Source organism: Nocardioides sp. Z50_6 (assembly GCF_058215755.1).
Genome location: NZ_JBZAJB010000002.1, coordinates 606912 through 620194 on the forward strand (window position 1 = coordinate 606912; position 13283 = coordinate 620194).

Here is a 13283-nt window from a genome sequence, read left to right on the forward strand (position 1 = left end):
CGCGTCCCACCGACGCCCGCCGCGCCGGGGTGAACCGGCGCTAACCTGTGCCGATGACCCGTCGCGAGCAGATCCTGGAGACCGCCGCCGGGCTCTTCGCGGCCCGCGGCTTCCACGGGGTCTCGGTGGCCGAGCTGGGCGCCGCCTGCGGGATCAGCGGGCCGGCGCTCTACAAGCACTTCCCGTCCAAGGACGCGATGCTCGCCGAGATGCTGGTGCGGATCAGCGAGGAGCTCCTCGCGGTGGGCCGCGAGCGGGTCGAGTCGGCCGAGGGGCCGGCGGCCGCCGTGGCCGCCCTGGTCGAGTGGCACACCGACTTCGCGCTGCGCCACCAGGCGCTGATCGTGGTGCAGGACCGCGACTGGGAGTCGCTGCCCCCGCAGGCCCGCGAGCAGGTCCGCGGGCTGCAGCGCGCCTACGTCGACCTGTGGGCCGAGCAGCTGCGGCACCACCACCGCGACCTCGGCGCCGACCGGGCCCGCGCGATGGCGCACGCGGCGTTCGGCCTGCTCAACTCCACCCCGCACAGCCGGCTGCTCCCGGACGAGGAGATGCGCGACCTGCTGGTCACGATGGCCCACGGTGCCCTGGGCGTGCCGACGGCCTCGCGCCCCGCGGCCGGCGGATGAGGGACGCCTACAATGCCAGCCGTGCCTTCACCCTCCCAGCCGGACACCGCCGCGACCGCGCCCGTCGAGCTCAGCATCGTGATGCCGTGCCTCAACGAGGCGGAGACCCTGGAGACCTGCATCCGGCAGGCGCGCGCGTTCCTCGACGACCACGGCGTGGTCGGTGAGGTGCTGATCGCCGACAACGGCAGCACCGACGGCTCCCAGCAGATCGCTCTGGACAACGGCGCGCGGGTCGTCGAGATCCCGGAGAAGGGGTACGGCGCCGCCCTCATCGGCGGCATCACCGCCGCCCGGGGCCGCTTCGTCGCGATGGGCGACGCCGACGACTCCTACGACTTCGGGACGCTGATGCCGTTCCTGGAGCGGCTCCGCGCCGGTGACGACCTGGTGATGGGGAACCGCTTCCTCGGCGGGATCGCCGAGGGCGCGATGCCGCCGCTCCACCGCTACCTGGGCAACCCGGTGCTGACCTTCGTCGGCCGGCTCTTCTTCCGGACCCCCTCGCGGGACTTCCACTGCGGTCTCCGCGCCTTCAACCGGGCCTCGATCCTGGCGCTCGACCTGCGCACCACGGGGATGGAGTTCGCCTCCGAGATGGTGGTCAAGGCGAGCCTGGCCGACCTGAAGGTCAGCGAGGCGCCCACCACGCTGCGCCCCGACGGCCGCAGCCGTCCGCCCCACCTGCGCAGCTGGCGTGACGGGTGGCGGCACCTGCGCTTCCTGCTCCTCTACAGCCCGCGCTGGCTCTTCTTCTACCCCGGCATGGCGCTGGCGCTGCTCGGGCTGCTGACCACCGGCGTGCTCCTCACCGGCAGCGTCCGGATCGGCGGGGTCGGGCTCGACGTCGGCACGCTGCTCTTCGGGATGGGAGCCGCGATCGTCGGCTACCAGGGGGTGATCTTCTCGGTGCTCTCCCGGGTGTACGCGGCCGCGGAGGGGCTGCTGCCACCGGGCAGCCGGCGGTTCCGGGCCTTCGAGCAGCGGCTCAACTTCGAGACCGGCATCATCGTCGGCCTGGCCTTCTTCGTCGCCGGCGTCGCGATGACCCTGGTCGCCGTCCTCAACTGGGGCGACGCGGGCTTCGGCCGGCTGGACACCTCCACCTCGGTGCGCCTCAGCGTGCCCGCGGTGCTCGGGCTCGTGCTGGGCGCGCAGACGATGATGGCGGGGCTCTTCATCTCGCTGCTGCGGATCCGCATCTCGCGCCCCAGCCCGACCGGCCCCCACCCGACCGACCCCGTCCCCGTCGTCGCCGGCCCCACCACCGGCACAGCGACCGGCACAGCGACCGGCGCAGCGCCCGGGTCAGCGACGACCGCGTAGGTCCGCGAGCAGCATCGAGGCCTTCTCCCGGCCGGCCGTCAGCCGGCCGCGGAGCACGTCGGCCAACGCCTGCAGCGCCAGGTGCGCCCGGGTGACCGGCCGGCGGCGGGCGGCACGCTCCGAGCGGCGCCAGCCCCGCCGGCCCGCGGCGTCGGCCATCTCCTGGAGGAACCCCAGCTCCTCGGCGAACCTCGAGGCGTCGGCGGTCAGCAGGGAGGTCTGGCTGCCCCCGTGCCGGCGGTACTCCAGCAGCGGGGTGCGGATGCTGTGCAGGGCGTGGCCCTCGAGCAGCTGGCGGCAGGTGAGCTCCCAGTCGGGCACGAACCGCCACCGGGTGGTGAACGGCGCCTCCCCGAGCAGGGAGCGGCGCAGGCACATCGTCGGGCAGACGATGTAGTTGCCCCGCAGCAGGCCGGCCAGGCCGGCGTCGCCACGCACGTCGTGGTCGCCGCCGCGGCCGCGCAGCACGGTCTTGGCGACGTCGGCGGGGGTGCTGGTCGGGCTGCCGTCGGCGCCGATGACGGCGGCGTCGGTGAAGACCACCGAGACGTCGTCGGCGACCCGGGAGGTCGCGGCCAGCACCCGCTCGGCGTACTCCGGCAGCAGGCGGTCGTCGCCGTGCAGCAGGGTGACCCACGGGGCGCGGGCCAGCCGGACGCACTCGTTCCAGTTGCCGGCGAGCCCGAGGTTCTCCTCGTTGACCACGTAGCGGATCCGCGGGTCGGCGTACTCGGCCACCAGGTCGGCGGCGGGCTCGGGGCCACGGTCGTCGACGACGAGCAGCTCCCAGTCGTCGTGGGTCTGGGCCAGCACCGACTCGATCGCCTCGCGCAGGTAGTCCCGGCCGGCGTAGTAGGGGATCGCGAAGCTGAGGGGTGGGACCGGCATGGGCGCACCCTATCGAGCGTCGCTAGGCTCCCTCCCATGCGAACCAGGCGCGGCACGGCACTCGCATGTCTGCTCACCCTGGTGGCGAGCCTGGTGCTGGCCACGGTCACCGCGCTCTCCTTCGAGCGGGTCTCCCCCTACGACGAGCAGGCGCACTTCGACTACAGCGCCCGGATCGCCCGCTCGGGCGACCTGCCCAGGGTGGGCGACCTCTACGGCCGCGAGACGGTGCGCGAGATGTCGTGCCGCGGGCTCTACCTGCCCGAGACCGAGCTCGACCCGATCTGCCCCGAGCTGCGCGACGTCCGGGAGATCGCGCCGGCCGGCGTCTCCTACGTGCTCAGCTACTCCCCGCTCTTCTACGCCGGCCTGGCGGGCAGCGCCCTGGTCCTCGAGGCGCTCTCCCCGCTCTCCCTCTTCGAGTCGGCCAGGCTCAGCATCGCCCTCCTCTTCGCCCTGGGCGCGGCGCTGACCACGCTGGCGCTGCGGCGTCTCGGCGCGCCCGGGCCTCTCTCGGTGGCGCTGCCGGTGCTGCTGGTCAGCGTGCCGGCGGTGCTCTGGCAGGGCGCGACGGTCACCCCCGACGGGGCGGCGCTCCTGGCGGGCGCGGCCGGGCTGCTGCTGGTCACCGTGCGGCACCCGTGGGTCGCCGGCTCGTGGGGGCGGCGGATGGCGTGGGCGTTCGGCCTCGCGCTGGTCATCGCCCAGGTCAAGCTCAGCTACGTCCCGATCGCCTGCTACGTGCTGCTGCTGGCGGCTCTGTGGCCCGGCGTGGGCCGCCCCTGGACTCCCCGCGAGCTGGACCGCGGCCTGCTGCTGCGTCGTACGGCGCTGCTGGCCGGCGCCGCGGCCCTCCTCGCGGTGGCCACCCTGGGGATCACCGAGTGGCGGTCGGCGAGCCTGCCCGCCGGTGCCTCCCCCGACGGGGGGATGGGCGAGTCGCTGGCCTCGCAGAGCGACCTGTGGGGCGAGATCCTGGGCGCCGCCCAGGCGCTGATGGCCCCCCTGACCTTCTTCTCCTTCAACTCCTCGCCCTTCCTGGGCGCCCTCGCCTCCGGGCTGCAGATCTTCTTCCTCGGTGGCGCCGCGCTGGTCGCCTTCTCCTCGCGCTGGCCGCTGACCTCGCCGGTGCGGGTGCTCGCGCTCACCGGACTCGGCGCCTGGCTGCTCACCGTGGTGCTGCTGCCGACCGCCTTCTTCATCGTCCACGGCGCCACCGGCACCCAGCCGCGCTACGGGCTGCCGCTGATGGTGCTGCTGCTGGCCCCGCTCGCCCTGGCGCTGGGCCGCGGCCGCGCGATGCAGTGGTCGCTCGCCGCCCTGGCGGCGGTCGCCTGGTCGGTCAGCCTCGCCCAGTCGCTCGCGCTATGAGCCGCCTTCCGGAGCGCTTCGCGGCCTGAGCACCTAGTCTGTGTCCGCTGTCGCCCCGAACGAGGAGTCTTCCGTTGTCCGTCCTGCGTCTCGCCCTGGTGGGCTCCGGCTCGATGGGCCTGAACCACGCCCGCACCATCGCGGCCGGCCCCGACACCGAGCTGGCTGTCGTCGTCGACCCGCTGGAGGAGAACGGCCGCAAGGTGGCCGACGCCTACGGTGCCCGCTGGGCACGCGACCTCGACGGCCTCGGCGACGTCGACGCGGCCGTGATCGCGGCTCCCACCGAGCAGCACCACACGCTGGCCCTGCAGATCATCGGGGCCGGGCTGCCGCTGCTGGTGGAGAAGCCGGTCTGCCCCTCGCTGGCGCAGACCATGGAGGTGGTGGCCGCCTCCGAGCGCGCCGGCACCCCCCTGATGTGCGGCCTGCTGGAGCGCTTCAACCCCGCCGTCGTGGTGGCGATGAAGATGATGGAGGCGCCGCTCTACGTCCGCGCCGAGCGGCACTCGCCGTACGTGCCGCGGATCGCCACCGGCGTCGCCTGGGACCTGCTGGTCCACGACGTCGACCTGGTGGTCCGCGCCTTCGGCGGTGACCGCCCGGGCCGCGCCGACGTGCAGGTCGGCCACTTCCACCCCGACTCGGTCGAGGGTGCCGAGGACATCGTGGAGGCCACCCTGCGCTTCGAGGACGGCGGCATCGCGTCGGTCTCGGCCAGCCGGCTGGGGCAGCGCAAGGTGCGCCAGCTGGTGGTCCAGGAGATCGACCGGATGATCGAGGTCGACCTGCTGCGCCGCGGTGTCACCGCCTACCGCCACTCCTCGATCGCCGGCGACCCGGGGCGCGACGGCTTCCGCCAGATGACCGAGATCGAGGTGCCGGAGGTGATCGGCGCGGAGCCGCTGGCCAGCCAGCTGGCCCACTTCGTCACCCTGGTCCGCGGCGAGGGCGACGTCGACGCCGAGCGCGACTCGATCCTCCCCGCCCACCACGTGGTCGACCAGGTCCTGGCCGGACGTGCCTGAGCCCTCGCGGGCCGCCGGCACCCGCGTGGCCCAGCGCTCGGCGCGGCCCCGGGCCCGGGACCTGCTGACCCACCGGCGCGCCGGCGACGTGCTCACCGCCCTGGTGCTGCTGCTGGCGGTGGTGGCGCTCTCCACCATCGCGCTCCAGGGCCGGCCGATGTCGCACGTCGACGAGGTCACCCACTTCGACAACGTGCTCCAGATGGACGCCGGGACCTACCCGCACCGCGGGTCGATCTACACCGACGCCATCGTCGAGGAGTGGTCGTGCGGGGTGGGCCACGACACCGGCCCGCTGGCCTACGAGTGCGGCAACCCGCAGCTGAGCCCCCTCTACCTGCCGATGACGCAGTTCACCACCGGCTACATCCACTACCCGACCTACTTCGCGACGGTGCTCGGCGGCGCCCGCGCGGTGCAGGCGGCCGTCGACGTGGACCTGATCGACGCGGTGCGGCTCAGCTCCACCCTGGTGCTGATCGCCGGGATGGTCGCCTGCTGGCTGCTGGCCCGCTCGGTGGGGATGAGCGGCGCCCGCCGGGTCGCCCTCACCTTCGCCCCGGTGGCGGCGCCGGGGATCCTCTACTACGGGCCGATGGTCAACCCGGGGTCGGCGGCCACGCTCTGCGGGGCGCTGGTGGCGATGGGCGCGATGGCCTGGATGCGCTCGCCGAAGTGGTTCTGGGGCTACCTGGCGGCGGCGGCGCTGGCCTCCTGGGTGGCGGCCACCTCCTCGCTCACCGTCGCGGTGGTGATGGTGGCCACCGGCCTGGTGTGGCTGGCCGCCCGTGCGGGTGTCGAGGCCGTGGCCGGGTGGCGGGTCACCTGGTGGCACCTGGGGCTGCAGGCGCTGGTCTTCCTCGGCCCGGTCGTCGTGTGGGACATGGTGATCGAGGCCCGCGCCACCGAGCCCAACTCGGTGGTCTACTCCGCGGTGCCCGACGGCAGCCTGCGCACCCTGCTGGCCGGCGCGGTCACCGAGGTCTCGTCGTTGCACACCCCGTGGAACGACGTCAACGCGTTCCCGGTGCTCGACGGTGACCTGTGGACGACGGTGCTCCGCGGCTTCGGCTACGGGTTCCCGTACCTGATCTCGGTCGTGGTCTTCGGCGTCCTGGCTCTGGCCGTGCTCGGCGAGCTCCGCCGCCGGGGCGGCTTCCCCGAGGGCCCTGACGGTCCCGGCGGCACAACCGGCGACGGCGGCATCGGTGCGCAGGGCGCGGTCGCGGCGGACGGCCCGCGGGCGGGTCGGCTGAGCCGCCGGGTGGCGGCGCACTGGCCGGCCTGGCTGCGCGAGGACCGGCTGCTGGTCGCGTCGCTGTTGTTCGTGCTCTTCGCGTTCCCGCCGTTCCTGCGGGCGAGCAACACCGTCAACTTCGGCTTCGACTTCCCGATCGTGCCGCGCTACATGATCTCGCTGGCGCCGCTCGCGGTGCTGCTCGCCCTGCGGTCCGTCCGCGGCCGTGGGGTGCCGAGGCTGCTGGCGCTGCTCTCGGTGGTCACCGTGGTGGGGGTCTGCGTCACTGCCTGGTGACGAAGCGGGGGCCGCCGTCGGCGTCGGGCTCGTCGAGGTCGACGTGGCCGATGACCCGGGCCGGCACCCCGGCCACGATGGTCCGCGGCGCCACGTCGCTGGTCACCACGGCGCCTGCGGCGACCACCGCCTCGTCACCGATGGTGACGCCCATGTTGACGATGGCCCCGGCGCCGAGGAAGACCCGGTCGCCGATGGTCACCGGCGCGTGGTCCACCCGGTCGTAGCTCCGGCCGCTGACGCAGCGCCGGGCCGAGGAGTGGGTGTAGATCTGCACGCCCGAGGAGACGTCGCAGCCTCGGCCGATCCGCAGACCGCCGGAGCCGTCGATCACGGTGAAGGCACCGATCCAGGTGCCCTCGCCGACGACCGGCTCGCCGACCACCCACGCGTGCTCGTTCCACGGGTTCGGGGGCAGCGACGCCGGTCGCGGCGCGGTCATGACGCTCAGCCGCCCGCGCGGATGAGGTCGATCATGCCCTGGCGGACCTCGATGGTCGGCTCGAAGCCGAGCACCTCCTTGGCCCGGGTGATGTCGGCCGCGCGCCGCGAGGCGATGACGTCGCGCTCGTTGAAGATGGGCTTCACGTCGGCGTCGACCGCCTCGATGAGGATGTCGGCGAGCTCGGCGATCGAGGTGTCGATCCCGGTGCCGATGTTGACCGGCACGTTGTCCTGCTCGCAGTCCAGGGCGAGCACCACAGAACGGGCGATGTCGTGGACGTGGATGAAGTCCATCGACTGCTCGCCCTTGCCGTCGATCACCGGGGGCTCCCCGTTGCGGATCCGGTTGACGAAGTGGTTGATCACCGAGGTGTAGTAGGCGGTCGTCTTCTGGCCGGGGCCGTAGACGTTGAAGAACCGCAGCCCGATCCAGGAGAGACCGGCCCGGCGCTGGTAGAAGCCGAGGAGGTCCTCGCCGGCGCGCTTGGAGATGCAGTACGGCGTCTGCGGCGAGAGCCGGTCGTCCTCGTGCATGGGCAGCCGCTCGGGGTCGCCGTAGACCGAGGCCGACGAGCAGTAGACCAGTCGCTCCACACCGTGGTCCGCGGCGGCCGCGAAGACGTTGTGGTTGCCGATCATGTTGATGTCCATCGACTCGTACGGGTCGGACTGGCTCTTGTTGATCGACACCGCGGCGGCGTGGATGACCTTGGAGCAGCCCTTCATCGCCTGGTGGACGGCGCCGCCGTAGCGGACGTCCTGGTCGATCAGCTCGACGTCGTCGCCGAGGGCGGCCACGGCCTCGCGGTCGCCCCGGAACATGTTGTCGAAGATCCGGACCTTGTAGTCCTTCTCCAGCAGCATCGGGACCACGTGCAGGCCGATGAAGCCGGCACCACCGGTGAAGAAGACGGTCTCTTTGGACATCGGGCGGGGGTTTCCTTTCAAGGTGGGTCAGCGACGCACGGCGGCCGAGGAGACGACCTCGCGCAGCGTCTCGGCGACGTAGGAGACGTCGTCGGGCTCCAGGTTGGCATGCATGGGGATGGCCAGGTGGCGGGCGAACAGGTCCGCGGAGACCGGGCACTCCTGGGCGAGGCCGTAGACCGGCTGCAGGTGGGAGGCGTAGGTGCCGAAGTTGCAGCCCACCCCGCGCTCGCGCAGGGCCAGGGCGACGGCGCCGCGGTCGAGCTCGGGGGAGATCGCCACCACGTAGGACTGCCAGGCATGGGTGCGGCCCTCGGCCACCACCGGCAGCTCGAGCTGCTCGAGGTCGCCGAGCTGCTCGGCGTACCCGTCGGCGGCGCGGCCGCGGGCGGCGAGGAGGTCGGGCAGGCGGGTGAGCTGGACGCGCATGATCGCCGCGGCCACGTCGGAGAGCCGGTAGTTGTAGCCGGCCACGTCGAAGCTGGGCACCGGCAGGGTGGCCGCCCCCTCGCGGGTGATCGCCGGGGCGATGCCGTAGGTGTGCAGCTTGCGGGCGGTGCTCATCCGGTCGGCGTCGTCGCCGACCAGCGCGCCGCCCTCGCCGGCGGTGATCCCCTTGCGCCCGTGGAAGCTGAACGCCGCCAGGTCGGCCAGGCTGCCGGCCGGACGGCCGCGGTAGGTGGCGCCCGCGGCGCAGGCGGCGTCCTCCATCAGCCACAGGCCGTGCCTGTCCGCGACGGCCCTCAGCTCGTCGTAGTCGGCCGGCTGGCCGAACGGGTCGACCGCCAGGATGCCGACGGTGCGCTCGGTCACCAGGGAGGCGACGCTCGCCGGGTCGGCCGACCAGATGTCGGGGCGGACGTCGGCGAAGACGGGGGTGGCACCGGTCCAGGCGACCGCGTGCCCGGTGGCCGGGAAGGTGTAGTCGCCGACGATCACCTCGTCGCCGGGCCCCGCCCCGAGCACCTGGAGGCCGAGGTGGAGGGCCGAGCCGCAGTTGGAGGTGGCCAGCGCGTGGGCGGTGCCGACGGTCCGGGCCAGCTCGGACTCCAGGGCCAGGCACGACGGGCCGGCGCCGGAGAGCCAGCCGGACTCGAAGACCTCGGCGACCGCGGCGAGCTCCGGCTCGCCGACGGTGGGTTCTCCCAGGGCGACGGAGCGGGTCATGCGGTGGTGCCTTCCGCGTCGGGGACGGCCACGGGGGACCCCGCGGGGACTCCCGCCAGGTCGGCCAGGGTCTCCAGGTGCTGGTCGAGCACCCGGTCCAGGGTGAAGTGCCGGTCGAAGACGGCGCGTCCTCTGGCGCCCACCAGGTGGGCGGCCTCGGGGTCGTCGAGCACCCGCAGCAGCCGCTCGGCCAGGCCGGGCACGTCGCCGCGCGGGCACAGGTGCAGGTCGCGGCCGTCGACCAGGTCGACGCCCGGAAAGTTGTCCTCCCGGCCCCATCCGACCACCGGGACGCCGGCAGCCATCGCCTCCAGGGTCGCGGTGCCCAGCCCGTCCCCCTGCTCGTGGGCCTCCACGTCGGCGGCGGCCAGCAGGTGGGGGATGGTCGGCTTGGGCATCGCGCCGACGCTGCGCACCGCGTGGCTGATCCCGAGCTCCTCGGCGCGCTGGGCGAAGAGGTCGTAGTAGACGCGGCCGACCACGGCCAGGACGGCGTCGGGGTGCCGCTCCAGCACGGCCGGCATGGCCTCCACCAGGCCGACCCGGTCGCGCAGCGGGATGACGTGGCCCACCGAGAGGATCAGCGGGACGTCGTCGGCGACCCCGAGCAGCTCGCGGCCCTCGGCGCGGGAGCCGCCGCGCACCCAGTCGGCGTTCACGCCGACGGGGATCGGCACCAGGTCGCTGAAGCCGCGCGGGTAGCGCTCGTGGACGTAGTCGTCCATGTGCCGGTCCATGATCACGATCCGCGGCCGGTAACGGCGCAGCCGTGGGTTGACCAGGGCCGCGTCCAGGCCGCGGAACGCGTGCCGGTAGTGCGCCGAGGGGTTCTCCAGCCGGGTGTGGATGCTCAGCAGCGTCGGGATCCCGCGGCGGCGGGCGTAGGCGCCGGTGGCCCAGGTCAGGTCCATCATCTGGCCGTGCTGGTGGATGACGTCCGGGGCGAAGTCGTCGAGCAGGCTGGCCAGCCGGCGGCGCAGCGAGGGCCGGGTGGCGAAGGAGAGGTCGAAGCTGACCGCGAGCTTGGTCTCGGGCAGCATCACCGCCGGCAGCCGGACGATGCGCAGCCCGTCGCGCTCCTCGGTGGCCGGGGCGTCCCCGTAGGCCGCGGTGACCACCAGCACGTCGTGCCCGCGCGCCGCGTAGCCCTGCGCCAGGGCGTCGGAGAGGTGGGAGCTGCCCCCGACCCGCGGCGGGAAGAAGTTGTTGACGACGACGATGCGCACTGCTGCGGTCTCCTCAGGCCCCGGCCCGGACGACCGCGTTCATGCCGGTGACGACGCGCTCCAGGTCGGACTCGGTCAGCGACGGGTGGACCGGCAGGCTGATCACCTCGGTGGCGGCGAGCTCGGTCTCGGGCAGCTCCACGCCGCCGGCGAGCTCGGCCAGCGAGTCGAGGCGGTGGTTGGGGATCGGGTAGTAGACCCCCGAGCCGACCTGGTGCTCCTCGCGCAGCGCGGCGACCATCCGGTCGCGCTCCGCACCGCCGCCCGGGACCCGCACGGTGTACTGGTGGTAGACGTGGGAGGCGTTCTCGTGCACGCCGGGCACCCGCACCCCCTCGAGGTGCGCGTCGAGGTACGCCGCGTTGCTGCGGCGCTGCTCGGTCCACCCCTCGACCTTGGTCAGCTGCACCCGGCCGATCGCGGCGTGGATGTCGGTCATCCGCGCGTTGAAGCCGACGACCTCGTTGGCGTACTGCCGCTCCATCCCCTGGTTGCGCAGCAGGCGGAGCCGGCGGGCGATCTCGTCGGTGGCGACCGAGACCATGCCGCCCTCCCCGGAGGTCATGTTCTTGGTCGGGTAGAGGCTGAACATGGCGAAGTCGCCGAAGGTGCCGACCGGCGCCCCGCGCCAGGTGGCGCCGTGGGCCTGCGCGGCGTCCTCGAAGACCCGGATCCCGGTCTCGGCGGCGAGGTCGGCGAAGGCGTCCATGTCGGCCGGGTGCCCGTAGAGGTGGACCGGCATGACGCCCTTGGTGCGCTCGGTGATCGCGGCCTTGACGCTCTGCGGGTCGAGGCAGAAGGTCGCCGGGTCGATGTCGGCGAAGACGGGGGTGGCCCCGGTCAGCGCCACCGCGTTGCCGGTGGCGGCGAAGGTGAAGGAGGGCACGATCACCTCGTCGCCCGGGCCGACCCCGGCAGCGAGCAGGCCGAGGTGGAGGCCCGAGGTGCCGGAGCTGACGGCGACGCAGGTGCGGCCGGCGGTGAGCCGCTCGGCGAACTCGGTCTCGAAGGCCGCGACCTCGGGGCCCTGGGCGACCATGCCGGAGCGCATCACGCGGTCGACCGCGGCGCGCTCCTCGTCACCGATGATCGGCTTGGCGGCTGGGATGAAGGACGTCGTCATGGTTCTTTCCAGGCTCTTGAACGGGTCGGGGCACCCTATCGCTCTCCGCGCCCGATCCCTCCTTCCAGGAGGCGAAGGCGAAGGCGAGCCAGGCCAGGGCCAGGGCGAGGAAGAGACCCCCGCTGAGCAGCTCGGCGGGCACCGGGGGCGCCCACCGGTCCTGCTCCGGCGCCGCCCCGGAGATACCGGCGATGTTGCGGCGCAGCTGGGTCTGCATCGCCACCAGGTGCACCCAGAGCAGCAGCAGGAGGGCGACGGGCAGGACCCGGGAGTAGCGGGAGGCGAGCGGGGCGAGGCGCGGCTCGGCGAGCCGGTCGGAGGCCAGCATCAGCGTCATGATCGGGATCATCACGGTCAGCGGGAGGGTGTAGCGGCCCTGCCAGACGCCGCCGTTGGTGTTCCACTGGGCCGCCTGCAGCACCACGGGCACCAGGTAGGCGGCGACCAGCAGCCACGCGGTGACCAGGCTCTCCCGGCCCCGCAGGAAGATCCAGGCGACGGCGACCACGAAGACGACCGTGAAGGAGTAGTAGTAGTACTGGGCGGGGGCCAGCGTGGTGTCGAGCCATCCGAAGTTGCCGACGCTGGAGGTCACGCTGCCCCACTCGTCGATGAACGACTTGCTGGCCCAGAAGGCCTCCATCAGGCTCAGGTCGTGCTTGGGCTCGGCCTGGTAGTCGGTGAGCCCGGCGGTGTAGGTCCACACCAGGTTGAAGACCGCACCGGCGAAGGGGAGCGCCGCCCAGGCGATGCCGCGCCGGGTCAGCACCCGGCGCCACACCCGGCGGTCGGCGAGCAGGACGAAGGCGACGACCCAGACCAGGACCCAGACCGGGGCCAGCAGCCGGATGGTCACCATCACCGCGGCCGCGATCATCATCCGGCGGTACATCACCCGGCCGAGCCAGGTCTCCGGCTCTCGGAGGAAGACCACCGAGCAGGCGGCCAGCGCCATCGCCGCGGTGATCTCGAGCGAGTTGGGGTTGACCGCACCGCCGAGATACATCGTCATCGGCGGCAGGGCCACCACGATCCCCGCGACCGCGGTCATCGGCCGGGCGCGGGTGGTGGCCGCGCTGAAGGCCCAGGCGACGAAGAGGGCGGCGAGCGCGGCGGCCGCCGTCCGCATGGCGAAGATCGCGGTGGCGCCGTCGGTGAAGTGGGAGGGCCACCCGGTCGCCAGGTAGTAGGTGGGGAAGTTGCGCCCCGCCGGGTTGATGAAGTCGACCAGCTCCGACTCCTTCGTGACCGGCTTGAGGCAGGAGGCGGGATTCTCCGGCTTGTGCCGCAGGCAGTCGATGGAGTCGGCCGTCTCGACCAACCCCTTGGGCGCCGGGGTGACCGCGTTGGAGGTGACCCCGGCGTTGAGGACGTCGGTCTGCTCGGGGATCAGGTTGCCGTGCGCGACGTGCCAGGCCATCAGGTCGTGGGCCGGCGCGTCGGGGGAGCTGAAGACCGGGGTAGCCAGCGACCAGGCCATGAAGCAGCCGAAGACCCACACCCAGGCGACCAGCGTGCGGGTCAGCAGCGAGCGGCGGGTCGGGGCCTCGGGGCGCTCACCCAGGTCGGTACGTCGCCACGGGGCGGTCGGGAACGGCATGCGCCGGAGGATATCGGCCC

General features: G+C 73.2%; 12 protein-coding genes. 5 read left to right on the forward strand and 7 right to left on the reverse strand.

What is annotated here, in order from left to right; genetic code table 11:
• Positions 1-53: 53 nt before the first annotated feature.
• Positions 54-629 (forward strand): SACE_7040 family transcriptional regulator, encoded by a 576-nt coding sequence (locus AC4BGE_RS07645; protein WP_490572062.1) that lies wholly within the window; start codon positions 54-56, stop codon positions 627-629.
• Between the two features lie 21 nt (positions 630-650).
• The gene (locus tag AC4BGE_RS07650) at positions 651-1955 is read left to right on the forward strand and encodes a glycosyltransferase family 2 protein (RefSeq protein ID WP_490574873.1); all 1305 of its coding nucleotides are present in this window, start codon (positions 651-653) and stop codon (positions 1953-1955) included.
• On the opposite strand, the gene AC4BGE_RS07655 is transcribed toward AC4BGE_RS07650, so the two are convergent.
• Positions 1938-2843 (reverse strand): glycosyltransferase family 2 protein, encoded by a 906-nt coding sequence (locus tag AC4BGE_RS07655; protein WP_490574874.1) that lies wholly within the window; start codon positions 2841-2843, stop codon positions 1938-1940. The genes AC4BGE_RS07650 and AC4BGE_RS07655 overlap by 18 nt on opposite strands.
• 36 nt (positions 2844-2879) lie before the next feature.
• Here AC4BGE_RS07655 and AC4BGE_RS07660 point away from each other — a divergent pair, with 36 nt between their 5' ends.
• The 3 genes from AC4BGE_RS07660 to AC4BGE_RS07670 all read left to right on the forward strand — a co-directional run bounded on the left by AC4BGE_RS07660 (position 2880) and on the right by AC4BGE_RS07670 (position 6776).
• A complete protein-coding gene (locus AC4BGE_RS07660; RefSeq protein ID WP_490572065.1) occupies positions 2880-4214 on the forward strand; it encodes a hypothetical protein in 1335 nt (444 codons plus the stop codon).
• Between the two features lie 74 nt (positions 4215-4288).
• Positions 4289-5242, forward strand: coding sequence for a Gfo/Idh/MocA family protein (locus AC4BGE_RS07665; protein ID WP_490572066.1), 954 nt, complete (start codon positions 4289-4291; stop codon positions 5240-5242).
• Positions 5235-6776, forward strand: a complete 1542-nt coding sequence (locus tag AC4BGE_RS07670) for a hypothetical protein (RefSeq protein ID WP_490574875.1) — start codon at positions 5235-5237, stop codon at positions 6774-6776. Before AC4BGE_RS07665 ends, AC4BGE_RS07670 begins: the two co-directional genes overlap by 8 nt.
• On the opposite strand, the gene AC4BGE_RS07675 is transcribed toward AC4BGE_RS07670, so the two are convergent.
• From AC4BGE_RS07675 to AC4BGE_RS07700, 6 genes are read right to left on the reverse strand one after another with little or no spacing between them, the layout of a single operon-like run.
• Complete coding sequence (locus tag AC4BGE_RS07675) at positions 6763-7218, reverse strand: acyltransferase (RefSeq protein WP_490574876.1); 456 nt, start codon at positions 7216-7218, stop codon at positions 6763-6765. The two genes, AC4BGE_RS07670 and AC4BGE_RS07675, sit on opposite strands and share 14 nt — an antisense overlap.
• Positions 7219-7223: 5 nt before the next feature.
• Complete coding sequence (locus AC4BGE_RS07680) at positions 7224-8147, reverse strand: NAD-dependent epimerase/dehydratase family protein (RefSeq protein ID WP_490572069.1); 924 nt, start codon at positions 8145-8147, stop codon at positions 7224-7226.
• Between the two features lie 27 nt (positions 8148-8174).
• Positions 8175-9314, reverse strand: a complete 1140-nt coding sequence (locus tag AC4BGE_RS07685; protein ID WP_490572070.1) for a DegT/DnrJ/EryC1/StrS family aminotransferase — start codon at positions 9312-9314, stop codon at positions 8175-8177.
• The gene (locus AC4BGE_RS07690) at positions 9311-10540 is read right to left on the reverse strand and encodes a glycosyltransferase family 4 protein (protein WP_490572071.1); all 1230 of its coding nucleotides are present in this window, start codon (positions 10538-10540) and stop codon (positions 9311-9313) included. Before AC4BGE_RS07690 ends, AC4BGE_RS07685 begins: the two co-directional genes overlap by 4 nt.
• Positions 10541-10553: 13 nt before the next feature.
• Entirely contained in the window at positions 10554-11663 is a 1110-nt protein-coding gene (locus AC4BGE_RS07695) for a DegT/DnrJ/EryC1/StrS family aminotransferase (RefSeq protein WP_490574877.1), read from the reverse strand.
• Positions 11620-13263 carry a DUF2142 domain-containing protein gene (locus AC4BGE_RS07700; RefSeq protein WP_490574878.1) on the reverse strand — a complete coding sequence of 548 codons (1644 nt, stop codon included), beginning with the start codon at positions 13261-13263 and terminating at the stop codon, positions 11620-11622. Before AC4BGE_RS07700 ends, AC4BGE_RS07695 begins: the two co-directional genes overlap by 44 nt.
• Positions 13264-13283: the final 20 nt, after the last annotated feature.